The organism is Pseudomonas sp. LB3P25 (assembly GCF_054897985.1).
This window is the reverse complement of the sequence record NZ_CM142711.1, coordinates 1,618,127-1,640,186: the sequence shown is the minus strand read 5'-3', so window position 1 is coordinate 1,640,186 and position 22,060 is coordinate 1,618,127. Positions and strand designations below refer to the sequence as shown.

Genomic DNA, 22,060 nt, shown 5'->3' with positions numbered 1-22,060 from the left:
CATTCAATCACCTCTGGCCACTTACCGTGCAATACATAGTTATGTCGTTTTCCCCCGAGAGGCTGCTAGCATCGGACGCACATCGAATCCCGAACAGGCCACATCAAGGTTGCCCATGCTCGAGACCACAGCACTGCCAAGGAAAGCGACGCTGCCCCCGCCTCTGGACACGCGGTATCAAGTCGAAACGCCGGAAGGCATCGACTTGCCGCTGCGCCCGGCCGGGCTGATGGTTCGTACGCTGGCGTTCTCCATCGACCTCGGGCTGCGCGGTTTGATCGTCGGCCTGTTGTTCATTGTCCTGGCGTTCCTCGGAAAACTCGGTGCAGGGCTCGGCTCGATTCTGCTGTTCGTGGTGAGCTGGTGGTACATGGTCCTGTTCGAAGTACTCAACCAGGGTCGTTCGCCAGGCAAGCAATGGATGGGCCTGCGGGTGGTGCAGGACGATGGCACGCCGATCGGCTGGTCTGCTTCGCTGTTGCGCAACCTGCTGCGATTTGTCGACATGCTGCCGTTCGGCTATTTCCTCGGGGCCATCAGTTGCCTGCAACACCCCACCTTCAAGCGTCTCGGCGATCTGGCCGCCGGCACGCTGGTGATCTACCGCGAACAACCGTTGACCCGACCGCAACTGCCCGACGTCCAGCCTCGGCGCCCGGCCTTTGCGCTGACACTGACCGAACAACGCGCCATTCTCGGGTTTGCCGAGCGCCAGGGTGAACTCTCTGAAGCACGGGTCAAAGAACTGGCGGCCATACTCGCCCAACCATTGCAGGTGCCTGCGCCACGGGCAGTGGACGAACTCAATGGCATCGCCCGCGGCTTGTTGGGTCCCGCATGAAGCAAAGCCTTTTCGAAACTCGCCACAAGGCCGAATGGGAGCAGTTTGCCCTCGTGCTTGAACAGCTGGAGCAAGGCAAGGAAACACAGCGAGTCGCCCGCTTTCCAAGCGATTATCGTCGTCTCTGCCAGCATCTGGCGCTGGCCCAGGAACGTGGTTACAGCAGCTTTCTGATCGATTCATTACAGCAACAAGTGCTGCGCGGGCATCAACAGCTTTATCGGCATCGCAGTCGACTAGCTACCAACGTACTGGGTTTCATCCTTGCCGACTTCCCGCGACTGGTGCGCGAACAGTGGCGCTTCGTGCTCGCCGCCGGCCTGATGTTTTTTGGCAGCCTGATCGGCATCGCGCTGCTGGTGTATCTGTTCCCCGAGCTGGTCTACAACCTGATCCCGGCCGAGCAGGTCAGCGAGATGCAAGGCATGTACGACCCCGACGCCGGTCACCTGGGGCGATCGGCGGAACGGGCGGCCAGCGAAGACTGGGTAATGTTCGGTTACTACATCATGCACAACATCGGCATTGCCTTTCAGACCTTCGCCAGCGGTGTGCTGTTTGGCCTGGGCAGCGCGTTTTTCCTGTTCTTCAACGGTTTGATGATTGGTGCGGTAGCCGGGCACCTGACACACATCGGCTACGGGCAAACCTTCTGGTCATTCGTGGTTGGCCACGGTGCCTTCGAACTGAGTGCCATCGCCCTCGCGGGTGCCGCTGGCCTGCAACTGGGATGGGCCTTGATCGCACCGGGACGCCTGCCCCGTTCCGAAGCGTTGCGATTGGCGGCGCGCAAGAGCGTGCTGCTGATTTGTGGCGTCATGCTATTTCTGCTGATTGCGGCGTTTATCGAAGCTTACTGGTCGTCGATGACCGGGGTCGCGCCAATGACCAAATACCTGGTCGGTGCAGCGCTCTGGTTGTTGGTGGCGACGTATCTGTTGTTTGCTGGACGGACCCGTCATGCGCCTGAGTGACGCCACGGTTGTCATCCGCCCGCGCACGACCTGGGAAGCCATGGACCTGGGCGTCCTGCTGAGCCAGCGACACCGACGCCTGCTGATGACCAGTTGGGCCATCGTGACCTTGCCGATTTTCGCGCTGCTCAGCTGGGTGCTGTGGGATTCACCGTCCCTCGCCGTGTTCATCTTCTGGTGGCTGAAACCGGCGTTCGACCGCCTGCCACTGTACATCCTGTCCAAAGCCATGTTCGGCGAAACGCCCACCCTGAAACAGGCGTTGCGCCAATTTCCGCGACTGCTCAAACCGCAACTACTGGTGAGTCTGACCTGGCAACGCCTGAGCCTGAGTCGCAGTTTCCTGATGCCGGTGATGCAGCTCGAAGGGCTGAGTGGCCAAGCACGACAACAGCGCTTGCAGGTGCTGATGCAGCGCAACGCCGGTGCCGCGAAGTGGCTGACCATCATCGGCGTACACCTGGAAAGCGCGTTGTGGATCGGCCTTATGGTGCTGTTCTATATGTTCTTGCCACAACAGGTCGAACTCGACTGGAGCTGGCAGACCCTGATCACCGCCGCCACACAAGACTGGCGATGGCTGGAACACCTGACCAATGCCTTTTACGCACTGGTGCTCATCGTCTGGGAACCGGTGTATGTAGCCTGCGGTTTCAGCCTTTATCTGAATCGGCGCACGGTGCTGGAGGCCTGGGATATCGAATTGGTGTTCCGCCGCATGCGCCAACGCTTGAGCAGCGCCGCCGTCACCCTGCTGCTGGCGGCGTTCCTGCTGATGCCGACGGCGCAAACCGTCTGGGCCGCCGAGCCGGTCATTTCACCCGACAGCCCGCGCCTGCTGGACCAACCCCTGACCAGTCAGGCGTCCCGGGACAGCATCAAGGCGATCCTCGATCAGCCTCCATTCAAGAACAAGGAATCGGTCACACGCTATCGGTTTGGCGAGGACAAACCCGCCGCCGATACGGCGGACGATGGCCAAACACCCGAATGGCTGGAGGCGCTGCTCAAGCTTCTGGACAACCAACGTTTCGGCTCGGTGGCCACGCTGATTGAGGTCGTGCTGTGGGGTGCGGTAATCGGTGCCATCGGTTTATTGATCTGGCGTTACCGTGACTGGTTACAGGCCTTCGTCAGCCGTCGACCGACCTTGAACAGCAAAGTCGCGCGGCCATTACCGCAACAGGCTTTCGGCCTGGACCTCAGCCGCGAAACCCTGCCCGCCGACATCGCCGCCAGCGCCGAGAACCTCTGGCAGACCCATCCTCGCGAGGCCCTCGGGTTGCTCTATCGCGGCCTGCTCAGTCATTTGCTGCACGACTTCAACATGGCGTTGAAACCCGCCGACACCGAAGGCCAGGTGCTGGAGCGCATTGAACAATTGCAACAACCTGCCTTGCTGGCCTTCAGTAAAAACCTGACCGGGCATTGGCAGAACATGGCGTACGGGCATCGCCTGCCGCCCGCGCATTTGCAACAGGAACTCTGTGATGGCTGGCGAGCCCTGTTCGGCTCGGGAGCGGCGCATTGAACCGACAACGATGGCTCGCGGTCGGCGTGTTCATTGCTGTGCTATTGAGCGCGCTGAGTGTTTATCTGTACGTCAAGGCGACGCCCTATCAGACAGACATCGATCACGGTCCCTCACCCGAAGCCCAGACCAACCCCTATCTCGCCGCCGAGCATTTCCTGCGCAAGCAGGGCCTGGCCGTCAGCCACGCCAACAGCCTCGACATTCTGCCCACCCTGGAGCCGCATCAGCACAGTCTGTTGTTGCTCGGGGACCGCTACAACATGACTCCGCGCCAGATCGATCAGGTGTTGAACTGGACCCGGGCCGGCGGGCGTCTTTTGTTTGTTGCCCAGTCGCTGTGGGATGAAAAAACCGGCCAAAGCAATGACCTGTTGCTCGACCGGGTGCAGCTGCACCAGTCGCTGAGCAAAGACCTCAAGGACCCACCGTCCGCTATCGACAATGATCCTTACCCCAAACTGACCAAACTCTATCTGGAAGACGAAGACGCGCCGGCCTATGCCGGTTTCGATACCGCGTTCCATCTCGAAGACCCGAAAAACCTCGCCCAGGCCTGGGCCAACAGTGGCAAGGCCACGCACATGATGCAGCTCAATCACGGGCTCGGATCGATCACCGTGGTCACCGACGCCGACCTGTGGAAAACCCCGGCCATCGATCAGTACGACAACGCCTGGTTGCTCTGGTACCTGACCGCGGACACGAACGTGACCCTGCTGTTCAACACCGATCACGACGGTCTGCTGACCTTGCTCCTGCGCTATTTCCCTCAGGCGCTGGTCGCCCTGATCGCCCTGATCGGCCTTGGATTCTGGCACGTCGGCGTGCGCCAGGGTCCGCTGCTGGAACCGGCTCCGAGAGCCCGCCGTCAGCTTCAGGAACACCTGCGCGCCAGCGCCGATTTCATGTTGCGCCGCAAGGGGCAGCCCCCCCTGCTACAAGCCTTGCAACAAGACATCCTGCGTCGCGTGCGGCGCCGTCATCAAGGTTTTGACCAACTCGGCGTTGCCGAACAATGGCTGGTACTCGCACGCCTGACCGGCCAACCCACACGCGCTATCAGCCAGGCCATGAGCCCGCGACCGAAGCAGCGGCTGTCCAGCGCTGAATTCAGCCGTCAGGTCGCCCACCTGCAAACCTTGAGGAACGCCTTATGAGTCAACAGATCGAGCCCGGCGTACAGAGCCACGCCGTGCAGCAACGCCAGCGCGCCAGTCAGTTGGCCCAAGCAGTAAGAACTGAACTGCAAAAAGCCGTCATCGGCCAGAACACCGTGATCGACGACGTTCTCACCGCGCTGATTGCCGGTGGCCACGTACTGCTCGAAGGCGTGCCGGGGCTGGGCAAGACGCTGTTGGTACGCGCCCTCGCCCGCTGCTTTGGCGGTGAGTTCGCCCGCATCCAGTTCACCCCGGACCTGATGCCCAGCGACGTCACCGGGCACGCGGTGTACGACTTGCAAACCGAGCAATTCAAACTGCGCAAAGGTCCGTTGTTCACCAACCTTTTACTCGCCGACGAAATCAACCGCGCCCCGGCGAAAACCCAGGCCGCGCTGCTCGAAGCCATGCAGGAACGGCAAGTCACCCTCGAAGGCCGCGCCCTGCCCATCGTGCAACCGTTCATGGTGCTTGCCACACAAAACCCCATCGAACAGGAAGGCACTTACCCACTGCCGGAAGCCGAGCTCGACCGCTTCATGCTCAAGGTGCGCATGGATTACCCCGACGCTGATCAGGAGTTGAACATGGTTCGCCAGGTCAGTCGCTCGACCCGGGCGGACATGCTCGACGTGCAACCGCTGCGCACGGTGTTGCAAGCCAAGGACGTGCTGGCTTTGCAGCGCATTGCCAGCGACCTGCCGCTGGATGATCAGGTGCTCGATTACGCCGTGCGCCTGGCCCGCACCACCCGCAACTGGCCGGGCCTGATCCTCGGTGCCGGGCCTCGGGCTTCCATTGCGCTGGTGCGCTGCGCACGGGCGCGAGCGTTGTTGCGCGGTGGCGAGTTTGTGATTCCGGATGACATCAAAGGCTGCGCATTGGCGGTGCTACGCCATCGCGTACGCATTGCACCGGAACTGGACATCGAAGGGCTGGACGTCGATCAAGTGCTCAAGCAACTGCTCGATCAAGTGCCGGCGCCAAGAGTGTGAACATCGCCATGTCGAACACAAAACCTGTGGCGAGGGAGCTTGCTCCCGCTCGGCTGCGAAGCAGTCGTAAACCCGGCGCGATTTTGGGGCTGCTGCGCAACCCAGCGGGAGCAAGCTCCCTCGCCACAGAAAGCTCTTTTGCCACAATAGGTGTGCATTGATGAAACCCTCACGCCTGCTGCTGATCTGGCTCGCAATCCTGCTAGCCATCGGCATCGTGCTGGGCGCGTTACGGGCATTGGAGTTCGCGGTTCCATCGAGCCTGTTGTCGATCAACTGGGGATTGCTGCTGGCGCTGTTCACCTTGGCGATACTCGACGGCGTCCGTCTCAAACGACTGCCCTCACCCCGCCTCCAGCGACAAATGCCCGGTAGCCTTGCACTCGGTCGATGGGGTGAAGTGCGACTGGAAATCGAGCATGACTTTGATCAACCACTGGCCGTACAGATTTTCGACCACGTACCGGAAGGCCTGAGCTTCGAAAACCTGCCCCTGTCGGTCGAACTGCAACCCGGTCAGCACAGCCAGATCGGCTATCGCCTGCGCCCGCTCAAGCGTGGTCATTTCAGCTTCGAACACTACGAAATCAACCTGCCGAGTCCAATGGCCCTGTGGTCCGACAAACGCCTGCTCAACGTGGTCGACAACACTCGCGTCTACCCGGACTTCGCCCGTCTCTACGGCGGCCAACTATTGGCGGTGGACAACTGGCTCAGCCAACTTGGCGTGCGCCAACGACAACGCCGCGGCCAGGGCCTGGAGTTTCATCAGCTGCGTGAATTTCGTGAAGGCGACAGCCTGCGCCAGATCGACTGGAAAGCCACCGCCCGCCAACGCACCCCCATTGCCCGTGAGTATCAGGACGAGCGCGATCAGCAGATCATCTTCATGCTCGATTGCGGCCGCCGCATGCGCAGCCAGGATGGCGAACTCGCGCATTTCGATCACGCACTGAATGCCTGCCTGTTGCTCAGCTACGTCGCCCTGCGCCAAGGCGATGCGGTAGGCCTGAGCACCTTCGCCTGCGACCGGCCGCATTACCTCGCCCCGATCAAAGGCACTGAACAACTCAAGGTCCTGCTCAATACCGTTTACGACCTCAACAACACCCAACGCCCCGCCGATTACCAGGCCGCCGCCACCGAGTTACTGGCCCGGCAAAAACGCCGGGCGCTGGTGGTGCTGGTCACCAACCTGCGGGATGAAGACGATGAAGAACTACTCACCGCCGTCAAACGCCTGAGCAAACAGCATCGAGTGCTGGTGGCCAGCCTGCGCGAAGACGTGCTCGACACGCTGCGGCACACCCCGGTGCACACCTTGTCGGAGGCGCTGGTTTATTGCGGGACGGTGGATTACTTGAATGACCGCGCTGAACTCCATGAGCGGTTGAGTGCTCATGGAGTGCAGGTGGTGGAGGCTCGGCCCGGGGAACTCGGGGCCGAGTTGGTGACGCGGTATTTGAGCTGGAAAAGGGCCGGGGGAATTTAGTTATTCGGTCTGCCTTAACCAGCTCTTTTCCGATGCTCCCGTCATAGCGACGCGATGACTTTCAGGACAAGGGATGTTTTTGCAGTGCTGCTCTGGTTTTTGAGCACGCCCTCAAATTTCATGTCGCCGGGACCGGTGCCACGGTATTCAAAATTGGTCCAGCCCTCGTCATTACTGTACGTCGACGGCAAGGGCTGACCATTAATGGTCCAGTCGACCCTGCGCCCTGACTGCGGAGTCGGAATCGGCACCCCCACAACCCGCACCGAAATCACCGAAGACCGCCCCATCTGGATAATGGCGGGCAAGGCATATATACCCGCTAACACCGACTCCTTTGGAGCGTTGACCTTAATCGTCTGTGTTTTCGAGCCTGGCAAGCCGGAATCCAGAGAGGCCACCAACTCATATTCACCGACACCGGATGTCACAAAGTTAACCGAGGCGACACCCGCTGTATTGGTAACTGAATCAGGTAATGGATTCCCCGCAAAACTCCATTTGATTTTGACGCCTTCCATAGGCTTGCCTGTGGAAGCCCCCATCACCGTGACCCGAGCGTTTACTTCATACCCGGTATAGGTAACGGGTCTGTTACAGGTCAGAGAAGATATGACTGGCTCGCCGGGCGATAGCTCAAACACCAATCGAGCCGCCTCTCTCCCTATAACTCCTCCCCCCACCGAGGCAATTAGCGCCCGTTCACCGACACCATCGGGCAGTTTGAAGCGGATCGAAGCCTTGCCATCAACATCAGTCACCGTTGGCTCCAGCGACACCCCCTTGAATCGCCAGTCGACCGCCACGCCTTCCAGCGCCTTGCCGGTATGGCCGGACACCACAATCGCATAGGCACTGACTTCCTCGCCCGGATAACCGATCAGATCAGGGCCACCTATCTCAAGAATCTGTCGTGGTGCATTCACGGTATAGGAAAGGGAAAGCGAGTCTGAAGCCTGGTCATCACCGGCTGTAGCGGTCAGTTGCCCCAATCCGGCAATAGTCGGCGTAAAGCGAACCGTTGCCACACCGTAGAAATTGGTTTGCATAGACACCGGCTCCAGATCTGACCCACTCCAGACAATCGGCACGCCCACTACTGGCTTACCCGAAAAAACGGACACTACCGTTACTCTGGCTTCGAACACAGAGCCCCAATCAATGACCTGCAATCGACTGGTGATGGCAGACAATTTTATGGCCCTGGATCCCGCCCCTAATGACACCGCATTGGGGGGAGATAGCGCCAGCAGCCGCGAGGCCGCCAATCGAAACGAGCAACCGCCATCCCCCACACCACCGGATTTAAAGGTGATGGGCAAGCCATTGGCAAAGGAACGGTATGCGCCCAGTGCAACCGGCTCAAACGCCAGCGTCAATGCCTCAGGGCCGGTGCCCGTCAGACCCAACGCCACGCTTCGACCATGTAGATAGGTGCCCTCATTGGCCGACAACGTCAGATTGAACTCACGGTTGCGACGAGGGAAGAAGGTTGACGTCCCCCAATCGCCGTTCGTGTCCTCCGTTTTAACCTTGAGATCGAGCCAGGGATCCGTAGCCAGTACATTCACGTCGAATGATTGATCAGCAACGCTGGCGTCATAGGGATTGATCCTCTGCGCCACCACAGAGATGAGCCCTGCGGATCCTGGTTCATAATCTAACCCGGCCCAGCCGCCGGCATCGGTCACGGATGACGGCAGCGGCCCCGCCGCTTCGCTCCACGACACCGCCATGCCAGCGGCTGGCAAATCGCTGAACCAGGACAGGTACTGAACTTCCAACCGGGCGCGCTCGCCTTTGCTCAACACGGGATCCACTGCGGCCGGGCGCACGGCACCGATCTTGAGCTTGTTATGGTCAACCTTGAGCTCAATACGCTGGTCCGTCTGCACGATGTCCGTACCATGGAGGTACAAACCATACACTGCCGGCTCCTGCACACCACGACAATCCAGTTCCCACTGAACGCCCCCTGCGGTGATGACCTGAGATTCGCCGTTTCCTGGACTGATGACGAGACCCGGAGGATGCGGATCGTCGAGTGCCCACTCCAGCTCCAGTCCCTGTAGAGGACTGAACGCATGGGGAAGAACGCTTAGAACATGAACCGATCCCAAACACGGATACAGCGTTTTTTCGCCAAACGCCGAAGGCATTTGATCGAACACCAGCGTGGCCTCGTCTTCAACATTCAAACCGATCAAACGGCCAGAAAGCTCCCGTGCTTCCTGCAGATAACTGCTGCCGATCTCCAGTTCAAATAAACCGCTGCGGTCACGACCAGATATTACCTTCCATTCCAGGCCGGCTTTCGTCAGTGTGTGGGTACCGCCCAAAGGAGGGTCAAAAACCAGCCCCAACTCCGGGTCGACACCGCCCTGCCATTTCAGGGTAATCGAATGGCCTATAAACGGACTGTCCTGCGTCTTCGGATCGATGCGCAACGTATGGGTCGCGCCACGCCGGCAAATAATGCCCCATTTACCTCGATCAATGATTTTCGTATCCAGAGAGAAATCGATTTCATTCTTCCATCCACTGTTCTCCCGCGCGACGATCGCGAAGCGGTGCTCCAGTGGAGCAGCCCCTATGCGTGACTGGACTTTCGCCACGATTTCGTAGGATCCGGCTTCGGTCGGTTTATCGATCACGCTGGCCCAGCCGCCGATACCGGTCTGCGTGGTGACCGTGCCACGGGGGGTCACCCAGTCGACCGAGACATCGAGTGCTGGCTGATCATTTGGCGTCAGCAATTGCAACATACAATGCACGCTGTCCCCCTCATCGACCATCGGCGACTTGTTGGCCTCTCGCCAATCGCCGATTTTGTAGTTGTTGCGCGCCAACGACATGGCGTTATCGCGGGAGCCGCGAAGCAGCCGTGGATTGGAGAGAAACAACCCGAATCGCGCATCCAGCCTATCGCCGCAGTCGAGCGTCCACTCCAGCTCGTTGCTCTCGGCATTTATCAAGCAGCCAAAATCGGGCATCGAAGTGATGTCCAGATCTTCGGGCAAGTACCCGCCCTCGCCCCAACGCACGGCGATTTGATCCCCCAGTAACGGGCTGCCCTCAGGCAGGATGACGCTGAACGAGTAGCTGCTCCCGCGATCGGGATAGCCGGTTTTTTCGCCCCAGACAGCGGCTTCGCCACCCTCAAACCGGACCTGCACCGTCTTCAATGGATCGTCCTTCAGCACACGGATCTCAAGCGACTCCCGCTCTGTAAGGGCTTCGTAGTAAGGACTCGGCACCGATACTTCAATTGTCTGCAGCCCGTCACTGTCGGGTGTGTAGTCGAAACCCGCTTTCCCTTCGCCATCGGAGGGGCCGCTATGCAGAACGTCCACACCCAGGCGCCAGGTAACCTCCACACCCGAAACCGGCTTGCCGGTGTAGTGCGATAACACCTGGACCTCTAGCGGCACCGTCTGCCCCAGAACCGGCCAAAAGGCGGCACCTTTGAGCACGTTCAGCTTCAACCGATGGTGCCCCAGCGAAACGCTCAGTAGGTATGGGGCAGCTGTGTACTTGCTGTAAATCGACAACGTGAACAGAAAGGGCGCGTCGCCCTGCAGCACCGGACAATCGGCAAACCACGGTAAGTTGAACGGCTGATTTTCTCCCAGCGCCGGTAGCGTGTTGATCGCTTGTTGCGGGTTATCGTTGCTCCACAATGCTGCTGGCAGGCCTGCCCATGGACTGCCCTGGAGTGGCTCGAAATGCAGTGCATGCCGAGCATCCCCCATAGCCCCTATGCACAGATAAAGCGTCTGCTCTGGTGAGAATCGCTGCCCATCGTTGACCACCTGCGCCAATTGCAACGGTGTAAGCTCAAGATGCAGCTCGATGCGGGTCAAAATCACCTTCGAAACACGATCATTTGGCTCATTTTTCGGGCTGATCAGCGTGATGCGCAGCTGATCCCCTGCTTGCAGGTCGAGGTCCAGATACTGTTCAAGTTCAATCAGGTCAAGTAGCAACGGCGCTGACGAGTCTTGAGGCTCACGACGAGGCGGCAGTTCAATCTCGATCTCCTGCTCGCTGCCCTCCTTGGCAACCAGCACCTTGCCAGGTAACAGGTGGAGGGTTTCGTATAGAAAGGTCAGGTGGTAACGCGCGTCAGGGTCATCATCGCCTGGCACCTCAATCACCTGACACACCGACGCCTGGTTTTTAAGACTCACGTACCTGAGTCTTTCCTCTCCCCAGTCATCTTCTCCAATGTCGACGCCATCAGGGTTAGTGACGTCTTCCCAGTCGTCGTAGCCTTGCTTGAAATCGCCATTGGCTACCAGGTTGGTGTTGGTACCAGGAGCGGGATTATTCATGGCGGTTTACCCTTGAAGGAGTAGCAGGTTTCGGATCGGCCAGTTTCACCAAATCACGAACCTTTGCCGCAAACGCAGCATCAGCAGCAACCTTGGCCGTATAACGGATCCTGATCACAATGTCGGTCAGCGAAGACAGCATGGCCGCCTGTGGTGGCCGTTCGCGCCAGGGGAATGTCAATTGCCAACGGGATACAGCCCCGGTGTTCTCAAAGGGGTTGAGCAAGCCTTCATCGGGTTTCAGGGTCGTCATCCCGGTATCATCCAGCCCGATAGACAAGGCCACTTGCTGGCCGCTGCCGAGGTTGATCAATACATCCGTGGGAGCCGTCGAATCCCCCGGCGCATGCAGGTACTCCAACGACGGGATCGAGGGTTGGGTAGCGGTAAAACTGCCTACCTGCAACAGGGTCGCCCGGACATCCTCGAAGGGCCCCTTGAGTATCGGCAGCGTGACTTCCACGGCACTGATCTGGCGACAGTAATGATCCGGGTAGTCACGGTCGAACAGCAGTTGGCGGAGATTGAAGCTCAAGGTTCCACTTTTATTCCGCAGCTCGTCGAGCGCGTCTTCCCAACAGTCGAAATCTTCTTGCGAATCCGAGGTATCTTCAAACAGTTGACGCAGCGAAACGGTTTTGACCAGCTCAAGGCGCCGTTCGTAGCGTTGCAGGTAATTGGCCTCCATTCGCTGCAGATCCAGGCGTAAAGAGTCCCCTGCCGTCAGCCCGTGGCGACTGTCGAGCCAGATATCCGGGCGAATCGTCCCGGTACCGAATTCACAGGTTTCTGCCTGCAAGGCGGTCTGGGCACTCAGGCATAAACCGACAACGGCATCGTAGGCCTGATAGTGCAAGGTCTTGAGCTGACCAAGTTGCCACCGATACAGCTCCAGATTGCTGGCCCGGTTTTTCAGGAACTCGAACATGCTCACTGCTTGGGCATTGGCCCTGAGGGTTTGTGCAAGGCTAGCTTCGGCTGCGGCGATCGACCGTTCCTGAGACTCGATTTGTGCATCGATCGAATTGATTTCCGCCGCCGCCTGATCACGAGCCAGCCTCCATTCCTGCCGTCGCCGACGATAGTTTTCGGACGTCTGGGTTTTATCAGCGTTCTTGAGGAGGATCTCCGAGGCGATCTGAATGCCAAAGCCAATGGCTCTGGGGATATTGCCCAGCTGATACCCACCGTTCGCCAACCCGAAGATTGTCGGTGCTACATCAATGGCTGCGCCTGCCGTTTGAAACCCCGTACTGGTGGCTGCCAGGGTTTTGGCCGCATCGATGCTGGCCATGACCTGATATTCGGCATCAGAAATGTGCTCGCTTTCCAGCGTCTCGTAGTGCAAACGGCGCTCCTCGGTCATCGTCTTGCTGCGTTGCAATGCGGTCAGGCTGGCACGCAGCTGCGCGATGGTTTCGTCCTGCACCTTTTGTGCAAAGCCACCCAGTTCCACCAGATGCCGTTGCTGAACTTCTTCTTGCTCGGCACGATCCTGTTGTTCAAGCAATCGCACCACCTGGTTGCCGAACTCCTGCAGCAACTGCACCGCACGCATCGCCGAGTCAAACAGCACCCGCCAGCGAAACGCCGCCACCCGCAACTGCCCGCCCATCAGCAGCGCGGAGCCCGTGCCGCCTGCTGCAAGACTGCTCAGCAGGGCGCTTGGATCCAGCGGTGGACTGAAAAATGGTATCGATAACGGCTTACCATCCAGCGTGAGGTTGTGGCGCAAGTTAAAGATGCGTCTGGCCGGCAATCCATAAATGTCCAGCAAGCGAGGGCTGACCGGCAATTTGAACGATTTCGTGCCGATCACACCCGGGTTTTCGAAATGATCAGCCCTGACCGGTAACTGGCCTGCGTCCAGTACCAGCCCTTTTTCAAACATCTGCAAATCAGGCTTCTCGGCAATCTCTTTCACGAGGTCGCCCAGAATGGCCGGCTCCCATTTGCTCAGGCTTCGGGTATCCGGCGTTGGTCCCATCAAGGTTTGGGCGCGCACATATTGCAGCTTGGCAGCCGCGAGGCTGTCACGGGTCAGTTGGCGGTAGTGCCAGTCGCCCCAGGCAATGATGTTGGTGACATACTCGAGAAAAATCACGATCTTGTAGTACCAGGGCGACGAATACGCAATCGCGTCCGGGTCGGTGGGCGCATTCGCCTCGCAACCGATATTGCCCTGGTCGACGTTGAGCGGACGGCAGCGCCAATACTCGGGTTTGGGGTTGACCTCGACTGCTGCATCGGCCGGGGCCTGCGGGTCAAACAGGTAATGCAGCCACTGCTGGGCCTCAAGAAAGCGGTTTTCATCGCGCAACCGGGACGCCACCAGATGAGGCAGATGGAAGAACAGCTCCCAGAAAAACAGACCGTTGCAACCGTCGAAGGGGCCATTGGGCTCGGTTCCGACCGGCAGGTCTGGCTCATTGGGAAACTGGGTCGTCCAGTCGAGTACTTCGTCCATCGACAGGTTGGCGCGAAATACCAGCTCGGCACCGATCAGTGTGTTCAACCGTACGTACTTGAGCTTCAACTGTGGCTCAGGCTGATTGAAGTTCAGAAACTGCGCCCCTTGGGCATTGGTTTTATGCAACAAAGGAAGCGGTCGTGCGACGGGTGCAGTCACGATTTTGATTGTGTAGGTGTTGGTTCCAACCCCCGCGCCACCCAAGGTGCAGGTGACCGTGGTATTGGCCATTGATGCCCGCTCAATGAGTATCCAGGGTGTGGACCAGCCCCCATTATCAGAATAATCGCCGGTAATCGGAGCGGGGTCCGTTCCGGAGGAAAACTTCACTTCCAGCTTAATCGATTGCTTGGTTCCGGCCCCTAAAGGGTCAACCCGAGTGCAATGCCCCTGAACACGCAAGTACTCCATGTTGTTCCAACGCACAACACTAGTCTTGAGTATGTAGTGGTCCGTTAATGTGCCTGCCGCCGTAACGCTTCTGGTCATGGACGGAAATTCACCGGGCGCTATCGCCTGCTGAACCGTGAGCCGATCACTGAATGCCTCCAGTGCCAGGTAATCCATTACAGGTCCTTCGTCCGGCATCTTACGAAACAGCGAGTCGCGGGTTTCGTAGATTTCCACGGGCGTGGCGTGCGCTGCCGTATTGTCACCATTGGTCACATGCACGGCCAAGCGTCCATTGGGATCCGCGACATCAAATACATCGCGTAGCGCAACCGCGACCATCCTCAGATCTTTCGATACATCGGTAGCGTACTGCGACAGGTGCAATCTGACGGGGGGTGACCATTGCCCGTTCAAAGCGATGAACGCCACGCTCAGTTCCAACTCATGCGGCTTTTGCAGATCGCCTTCAGTGGAGAGCAATGCCTTGTGCCATTGCGCCCACACAAGGCACAACCGCCCGCCCCAGAACACCAGTCGACTGTCCAGTACCTGGCCTTCGGCGGCGATATCGGCCGGTTGCCACTCCCCCCAGGCCGCCGGGTTCACCGCAACGGACGTAACGTCGAGTTCGATGGCTGCCTTGCGCCAGAAATAACGGTGCGGCTCGATGCGTTCACGACCGAGAAAGTAGTAATCCACATCACGCGGATCAGCCCCGTCCACGTAACCGCTGAGCACTTCCAGATTGCAGGTCTCTTCGAACACCCTCAGGTATTCCTGCACTCCGCGCTGCACGGAGTCGGTGGTCAAACGTGTTTGATTCAGATTGCTTTCAAGTGCCTTGAACAGGCTGGTCTTGCGGATACGCGCATACGGCGTGATGTAGTCTTCCGGCGTGCATTTGAGCAATTGGCTGGCGGCCCAGACAGGGTAATTACTGGCGATGTCCCAGTCCTGCAAATCCTTTTGGGGGAACTCCCGTCCGGTGTAACCGGGCTCCAGTTTCTGATAGACCGCATGAATGTACTGCTGGAAACAGCTCACCGCCTCGGCGATCCAGGAGGTCATGACCTGATCGCTGTCGGCAGGATCCGTGCGCAGCCACTCGAACAAATCGTCGAGCGAGTGAATACGTGACTGCTCCTCCTCATTTTCGTCGACATCCTTCATGCCGATGCAAAAATCAATCAAGGCGTTGCGTCGTAACGCGGCCAACTCACCCATCTGTTGCTTGACCATTTCCGTCTCCTGTCAGTTTGAAAGAGCCGTGGTCCAGACAACAGGAGGACGCCGCGCCCTTCAGCGAATCATTGAACTTATTCGGGCCTGGGTATGAACTTGATATCTCTGAAGAGACTTGTTTTTCCATTGGCCAGAATTTTGGCCGTGACCTTAACGGTCTGAGGTTCTGCGTTGGTGAAAGTGACTTCTGCAACGCCTGCCCTATTAGTCGTTGTCTGGATCGGAGGCTGAAACAGCGGCTCAAGAATCCACTCCACCGTCTGATCAGCGCCGAGGTTGTGATAGTTGTCCAGTAACGTGACCGACAACGTAACCAGTGTCTCGACAACAGGCTCCACCGGCACCTCCGACTTGTCATACAGATCCAGCGTCGCCTGGTCGAAGCCGATGTCCACCGATGGCCCCACCTGTTTCTCGCCCAGATCCTGTTCATAGAACGCCATGGCCGTCCCCATGACCGCACCGGCGTACAACCTCACCGTCGCTGTTCCATCGTCATTAGTGGTGGTCATCGGGGCTGAGAGGCGCCCCAGCGTCGACTGCCAGTGCACATTGACCCTCTTCTGCGGGGTGCCGGCGCGGTTTTTGACCATCACGGTGTACGTCGCAAACTGGTCTGGTTTATTCGCGATCAAGCGTGCGGGGCTAACCGTAACGTCCATGAGCACGTCCTGTTCCACCGATCCGATATCGTCGGCAATGGCAGGATTACCCGGCTCGGTCAGGCTGGCGGTGACTCGTTCGGCCACAGCGTCGTAATGCTCATAGCTGCCCTCCTGAATCAGCGTGCCCATCGCCAGAATTGCTTCGGCGTCCAGGCCGCTGCGCTTGGCGAATGCCCGAACACGCAGCAGCAAATCCAACTGCGCCACGGTTCGAATCAAACCTTCGTCCGGACTCACACGGAAGGCGCAAACCAGGACTTCCCGAGTGCTCCAGGCAAACAGTTCGGCCAGCAACTTCGCCGCCGCGTTTTGAACCAGTGTCTTGCCATCGCCGACGAGATTGTCTGGCAGCGCATTCACCCGCTGTAAATAATCAAGTAACTGTTCTTCCGGTTTACCGGTCAACGCCTGCGCCCGCTTGTACACGGTCAGGTGGTACAGCGTCGCGAGTGAGAATTCCTGAGCCTGCTGCTGGCCGAGCCTATGTTTGCGCCGCTCCTCCAGGTAATACCTCAAAAAGGCCGGGCTGAGTTCCAGCGTCCGGGCAACCGAACTGCGTCGCAAAAACTCGGCCAGCAGGGCCAGCAAAGCGTCATCCGGAATGTCGGAGTCCTGACGCCGAGCCCCTGTTACTTCATCAACCACACTGCGTGACATGACCTGTGTCAGCACCTGGTGCACACTTCCACCAGACCAGTTCAACACCAGAAGCACCCGTTCCGAAACCAGGCGGGCATACCCGCCCAGACCTTCCTGAACGACGCCGTGCTGACCACTGCGGCAACGCAGAACAACGCCGATAATTTTCTCGACAATCAACAACCGTTCGCGCTCGTCGAGATCCGGGATCGCGGCCGTAACTGCCCTGTCGATCATGTCCCTGGCATAAGTCTCGTAGGGCAGAGCCATCGACTCGGCGAAATGCAGCACCAACCCCTTTTCATCCACCAGCGCCTTGAGTACATCCAGCCATTGCCGGTTGCCCGGCAGCAGCGGCACACCGCTCACGTTCAAGAGTTCCTCGGTCAACAGCGCGGGCGGAATCTGACTCATCAACTGTGCAAACAGGGTGAACTCGGCGTCCGACGGTCGTGCCGGCACGATGATCGGCTGCACGTGTTGCGCCACCCAATGCACCGCCAGGTCGGCTTCGCGGCACCAGCGCACACCGTCCACCAAAGCATGAATGACACTAAGCACATCGGGTTGCTTCGATCCGTCCTGATCGGCGCTGATCCGTGGTACACCCGCCAGCGCATTCAGCCAGCTATCACGCAAGCCCAACGTTTTGAGCAGGACAATGGCCTCGATCGGCGTGATCCCGATCAAGCGCGGCAATTTCACCATCCGATAGAAACTGGACAGGATCGGCACGTTGCGGCGCAATGCGGTCACCCCGTGCACATTGGCAATCAGTTGCGCCAGGTAGAGATAAGTTTCCAGGTCGATGCCCAGACCACTGCGTATCTGGTTGATCGTGAGCATGTGGGCTTCAGTCAGCGGGATGATCGGGAACTCACCATCATCGACTTTCAAAGGCCGCGGGAACAGCGTGCGCTCATTGAAAATACGATCGAACTGCGCGGCCTGGGTGCCTCGTCCGAAGATGGAAATGTGGCGGACAAAGGCCGAAAAATCCTCGGCGGTGCATTCGTAGCGTTCCCTTAATTCCTGGAACAGACCCAGGGCACGAATCGTATTGTTCGTTATCCAGCAGGGGGGCGTCTCGGGTGCCTTGTCTTCGGCGTCGATGGCCGCGCTGAGCAGCGCGTCGACTTCATGACTGTGCAACGCCAGCCATTTGTCCAGGCGTAACTTGCGGTTCATCCGGTCAATTCGGGCGCGGCTACTGTCGTCAAACATGTTCAGGGCGCGGTTTTCATAAAACCGAATGGAAATGGCCGGGAAGGAGCCTCCATTGATAAATACCGAGCCTGAGTGCGCACCGGAAATCGGCTCGGCAAACTTCGGAACAACATTACCGGACAAGGTCGTGACGAAATCCTTGATCGATAAAAGCGCCTCGATCCCCGGCTGATCCAGCTTCGTTCTATCGTTGAAGATCCCCACCTGAAAAAGGTTTTGCGGCTCGACCTTCACCAAACCAAAGTTGTGCTTGAAATAGGGTTCATTGATTTCATCGGGAGGGAAATGCGGCGCTTCTGTCAGCAGTGTTCTCTGCTCGACACTCAGCCTCACCGCCAGGCATAACGCCGCATCCGATTCATCACTCCAGGGCACCCCATGAAGGAAATAGGGAAAGTGCGGATCGCATAGCCGTCTCACGCTGCCGACCGACTCCGCGCTCTGCCGAGCCACGTAGTCGAGTGTCACCCAAGGCCGGTGAAAAGGCAGGCCGTTCGGATAGCGGCGTAGACTCAAGGCTTTATCGATACTCTGGATCTGGCCAATGCTCTGCTCGATAAAGGTTTCCATTACTTGCGTGACGACCTCGACCGACGACACGCTGCCGTTGACCGTGGAAACGTCGACACGCAGTTGATCGAGGTCTGTGCGGCGTCCCTTCAGTGGTAATGCGGTGTCATCGACAAGACCGAGCCGGTATTGTGACCAATGCCCCAGGAAGACCGCGTAAGCCGCAGGCGAATGAATGGCTTCAATAGCCTGCGGCGGGCACAGGTTATCGAACTTGGGGTCGAACAAGCAGGTGTAGGTCGGCCCACTGACCAGGCCAGACCATCCTGATCGGTTGTTGCATTCCCCTGTGACACCCGTTCGTTCATGGTCGATGAAACGGCGCAATACCAGGGTCGCCAGTGGGTTGACTCGCTCCAGCAAGGCTTGCGCTTTGTGACGACTGACACCGTACTCGCTCACCAGGCCATCAACGCCCTTCTGCGCCAGCACGCACACCGACCCCTCCTCTTCGAAAAACTGATTGAGCGCAGACAAAGACGCACGCTCGGACGTATCGAAAACGGATTCGTAGAACTGTTTGGCAAGGCGACTCGGCGTGTCCATCGTCCTGATGCTCCGGGGTTGAATAAACGATCACGGGTTAACATCTGCTGGGAAAGAATGTGATACCCAAGGGTCAGCGTCTACTGTCATAAATGACAGTATACGCTACCGTTTATCGGGATATCACGAAGCCGAATCGGCGCCGCGTTCCTTAGCGGGCAACCCTTCGAATCGAGGACTGTCGGCCGTAGCAGATGTCTGCCCCTCCCCGCCCGCTTGGTGTATCGCACGAACCCAATGCTCGTCCGGCAGCAAATCCCGCGTCGGTGTCACTTCCCAGCTCTCGCCGACAGCGCTGTTGCTGGCCAGCATTTTTTCTGGATCGAACCAGGCATACAGGAAGACTGCGCCTCCCACCCCGGCCGTGCCGGCAAACGTCGGTTTGCTCTCAACCCATCGGCAGGGCAGCGGTGCCGTAAACTGCGGTGGATGGGTACGCAGTTCAACCGCACGAGACGCTGTCCATCCGGAAAGGTAGTCCCCGAAGCGCTGTTGAGCCACGAACTCAGGATGGCCGGCCGGCCGCTCAAGCGAGAGCCACAACGACCAAGTGCAGTTCTGCAATACCTTGGTGGAGCCGAGTTCCACATCAAGGGCGTCCGCGAAGGCTACGCCAACCGTATCGCCCGGAAAGCCAAAACCGGAAATCGCCAGGCGTGACTCGACGGCTTCACCGTTAGCCGGCGTTTCGATTAGCGGTTTGGCGGGCACAACCCTGATAACAAGGTCCTCGCTGAACACAGACTCCTTTCCCTTGAAGCACTGTTTGAACTTCAAGGTTTGGGTTCCCAACGGCAAGGTAGCGTCGAAACGCCAGGTACCGTCGTACTTCACCCGAATACGCGCCCATGGCTCAGTCCCGCCCTCCAGCCACACATGCACTTGCGCCACGTCCGAACCTGACGCACGACTGGCGTGGCCTTCGATTCTGAACGTACGCGCGACCTTGTCCTGCGCTTGCGGCGTGTCGACGACGGGCGGCAGCAGCATTACCTCGAACTGGATACGCTCGCTCCGCTCAGAGGGCAGTCCATTGATCGTCTGCACCGCATAAATGTCATAGCGTCGAAACTCGAGCTCATTGAGTTGCACCGACCAGTTGTCCCCCGACACGGGTGCATCACCCAGCGGCGACTCGGTGACATACTCGAAAATCGTCATCACCGCATCGGCCACTCCGCCGCTGCCTTCAATCTCTGGATTCTGGCCTACCGGCACCGCTATCGGCTTGATAACCGGCTTTGGAACTTTAACGGTAAAGCTCCTGGTCGCCTCATTGGACGTCTGCCCGCCGAAGGTTTGAGTTGCCGTGACGATGTATGATCCTGGCTGGAAAGGTTGCGGGCGCTTGAAGCTCCATTCATTGCCGATGTTGAGCACGAGATGTTTTGTCGGGTTGTCGCTGAAGAAGAGCGTGACCACCGCACCTTTCCAGCAGGTGCCAGCGATCTCCGGGGAGCGGTCGTTTTCGGTGATGGTGTCGATCGAGGGCAATGGGGCCCGAATGACCACGGATATTTCAGATGTCCAGTCAGATTCAAGTTTCGGCTTATCAGTCGCCTGGAACAGTTGCCGCGCCACAACTCGATGGGTACCAGGCGCCCACGGCTCGGCCGCCGCACTGGACCATCGCCCGGCCTCCACGGTGGCAATCGGTACGACAGGGGCGGGAGTATTGGAAAGGCGCACCTCGACTTGGGCCGCAGGTTGACCGACCCAGCTATTACCCACACCGGAGAACACAGGCTTCTGGTCGACACCTACGTTATGCGTGAGCGTGGGCGGCGGGACTTTTACTGTGAAAGTGACCGTTTGAAGGGTCCACTCGGAAAAGATCGGCTGGTCACCAATCCCCTTGACCCATTGACGAGCGCGAATGCTGTAAGTATCCGGTAACCAATTAGGGAACGGCTTGGTCCATGGCGTTTCAGTCACCTTGAACGTGTGCAGAACCTTGGGATCGTCGACATAGTGAATATCAAGATCAGCGCCGACATGGCCGGTGCCTTTGATGGTGACGGTGCCGTTGGCGTCCACAATGGGTTGCTGTAACACGACTCTGGGTGGGCGAACGTTGAACGTCTTGGGGGCGCTGGGGGCAGAAGGGAGCCCTTGAAAAATTTGCCGCGCAACAATCGAAAACGGACCTGGAGACATCTCTTCATCGAAAGTCGTAATGCTCCACTCCCCGTTTGTCCCTACAGTTCCCTGCCCGATCTTGGTCAAGTGCTCAAAGTCTTTGAGTACCTCGACAATGGCTCTGGAAACACCGCCATCACCCGATATCGGCCCCCTCACATCGGTAACGTCCCCATCGCCCGGGATGAGAATGTTTGGCACACCCAACTTGCTAAAGGTACGTTCGTCGGAGGTAGGACCACCGAGGTGTCCAACCTCAATCCCGAATCGGGCAGGGAAATTTGTTATGTCGACTCCGAAACTCCAGGTTCCATCGGATGGAACATTCTCGGAGTTACCAATGTACCCCCCGTCCTTGTGCACAAGAACGCTATACCCCGGCGTCGCACCTTTTCCGCTAATGGTGAGCCACTGTATGTTTCCAACGACGTCGCCCTCTGGAACGGTAATGCGAGGACCAGTAGAAACCGAATTGACCGTAATGTTGATCGTCTTGGACATGTTGGACTCGAATCCGGCACAAATGGCATACGAGCCATTAGGCAGGTAAACGGGCACCATCCACAAACCGGCTGGCGTAATCGAACCTCCTAGTAATTCCCGGCCGCTTGGTAACACCTTATAGACATCGACCCAGATAGAGCCATCCCGCCCCTTGACCGGAAAATAGTTGTAACGCACGACTTGCCCCTCGGTCGGTTCCGTTATGACCACTTGAGGGTTAGGAAACAGCGACTCGTCTTTTTCATCAGTCATGATCTTCAGCTCCTAAGGGCATTCGCGGTTAGGCGAGTTCTACCCCTCCAGACCTTTTGTCCACACCTGTAAAAACTGACAGT

General features: G+C 58.4%; 10 protein-coding genes. 6 read left to right on the top strand and 4 right to left on the bottom strand.

What is annotated here, in order from left to right:
* The first annotated feature begins 115 nt into the window (after positions 1 to 115).
* The 6 genes from ACYZTW_RS07080 to ACYZTW_RS07055 all read left to right on the top strand — a co-directional run bounded on the left by ACYZTW_RS07080 (position 116) and on the right by ACYZTW_RS07055 (position 6,996).
* Positions 116 to 841 carry an RDD family protein gene (locus ACYZTW_RS07080; protein ID WP_462004296.1) on the top strand — a complete coding sequence of 242 codons (726 nt, stop codon included), beginning with the start codon at positions 116 to 118 and terminating at the stop codon, positions 839 to 841.
* On the top strand, positions 838 to 1,815 hold the full coding sequence (locus tag ACYZTW_RS07075; RefSeq protein ID WP_462004295.1) for a stage II sporulation protein M: 978 nt from the start codon (positions 838 to 840) through the stop codon (positions 1,813 to 1,815). The genes ACYZTW_RS07080 and ACYZTW_RS07075 overlap by 4 nt, the downstream gene beginning before the upstream one ends.
* On the top strand, positions 1,802 to 3,346 hold the full coding sequence (locus ACYZTW_RS07070) for a DUF4129 domain-containing protein (RefSeq protein ID WP_462004294.1): 1,545 nt from the start codon (positions 1,802 to 1,804) through the stop codon (positions 3,344 to 3,346). The genes ACYZTW_RS07075 and ACYZTW_RS07070 overlap by 14 nt, the downstream gene beginning before the upstream one ends.
* Positions 3,343 to 4,506, top strand: coding sequence for a DUF4350 domain-containing protein (locus ACYZTW_RS07065; RefSeq protein WP_462004293.1), 1,164 nt, complete (start codon positions 3,343 to 3,345; stop codon positions 4,504 to 4,506). The genes ACYZTW_RS07070 and ACYZTW_RS07065 overlap by 4 nt, the downstream gene beginning before the upstream one ends.
* Positions 4,503 to 5,504, top strand: coding sequence for an AAA family ATPase (locus tag ACYZTW_RS07060; protein ID WP_462004292.1), 1,002 nt, complete (start codon positions 4,503 to 4,505; stop codon positions 5,502 to 5,504). The genes ACYZTW_RS07065 and ACYZTW_RS07060 overlap by 4 nt, the downstream gene beginning before the upstream one ends.
* 160 nt (positions 5,505 to 5,664) lie before the next feature.
* A complete protein-coding gene (locus ACYZTW_RS07055) occupies positions 5,665 to 6,996 on the top strand; it encodes a DUF58 domain-containing protein (protein WP_462004291.1) in 1,332 nt (443 codons plus the stop codon).
* 41 nt (positions 6,997 to 7,037) lie between these two features.
* Here the strand turns inward: ACYZTW_RS07055 and ACYZTW_RS07050 are convergent, their stop codons facing one another.
* The 4 genes from ACYZTW_RS07050 to ACYZTW_RS07035 all read right to left on the bottom strand — a co-directional run bounded on the left by ACYZTW_RS07050 (position 7,038) and on the right by ACYZTW_RS07035 (position 21,977).
* Positions 7,038 to 11,330 carry a hypothetical protein gene (locus ACYZTW_RS07050; protein WP_462004290.1) on the bottom strand — a complete coding sequence of 1,431 codons (4,293 nt, stop codon included), beginning with the start codon at positions 11,328 to 11,330 and terminating at the stop codon, positions 7,038 to 7,040.
* The gene (locus tag ACYZTW_RS07045) at positions 11,323 to 15,432 is read right to left on the bottom strand and encodes a Tc toxin subunit A-related protein (RefSeq protein WP_462004289.1); all 4,110 of its coding nucleotides are present in this window, start codon (positions 15,430 to 15,432) and stop codon (positions 11,323 to 11,325) included. The genes ACYZTW_RS07050 and ACYZTW_RS07045 overlap by 8 nt, the downstream gene beginning before the upstream one ends.
* Before the next feature lie 77 nt (positions 15,433 to 15,509).
* Complete coding sequence (locus ACYZTW_RS07040) at positions 15,510 to 19,082, bottom strand: Tc toxin subunit A (RefSeq protein WP_462004288.1); 3,573 nt, start codon at positions 19,080 to 19,082, stop codon at positions 15,510 to 15,512.
* A 123-nt stretch (positions 19,083 to 19,205) separates the two neighbouring features.
* Entirely contained in the window at positions 19,206 to 21,977 is a 2,772-nt protein-coding gene (locus tag ACYZTW_RS07035) for an Ig-like domain-containing protein (protein ID WP_462004287.1), read from the bottom strand.
* Positions 21,978 to 22,060 lie beyond the last annotated feature (83 nt).

Excerpts from the sequence above, each read along its gene's own strand:
- ACYZTW_RS07070 (WP_462004294.1), top strand. The coding sequence starts at position 1,802 with ATGCGCCTGAGTGACGCCACGGTTGTCATCCGCCCGCGCACGACCTGG.
- ACYZTW_RS07075 (WP_462004295.1), top strand. The coding sequence starts at position 838 with ATGAAGCAAAGCCTTTTCGAAACTCGCCACAAGGCCGAATGGGAGCAG.
- ACYZTW_RS07045 (WP_462004289.1), bottom strand. The coding sequence starts at position 15,432 with ATGGTCAAGCAACAGATGGGTGAGTTGGCCGCGTTACGACGCAACGCC.
- ACYZTW_RS07040 (WP_462004288.1), bottom strand. The coding sequence starts at position 19,082 with ATGGACACGCCGAGTCGCCTTGCCAAACAGTTCTACGAATCCGTTTTC.
- ACYZTW_RS07060 (WP_462004292.1), top strand. The coding sequence starts at position 4,503 with ATGAGTCAACAGATCGAGCCCGGCGTACAGAGCCACGCCGTGCAGCAA.
- ACYZTW_RS07080 (WP_462004296.1), top strand. The coding sequence starts at position 116 with ATGCTCGAGACCACAGCACTGCCAAGGAAAGCGACGCTGCCCCCGCCT.
- ACYZTW_RS07050 (WP_462004290.1), bottom strand. The coding sequence starts at position 11,330 with ATGAATAATCCCGCTCCTGGTACCAACACCAACCTGGTAGCCAATGGC.
- ACYZTW_RS07035 (WP_462004287.1), bottom strand. The coding sequence starts at position 21,977 with ATGACTGATGAAAAAGACGAGTCGCTGTTTCCTAACCCTCAAGTGGTC.
- ACYZTW_RS07055 (WP_462004291.1), top strand. The coding sequence starts at position 5,665 with ATGAAACCCTCACGCCTGCTGCTGATCTGGCTCGCAATCCTGCTAGCC.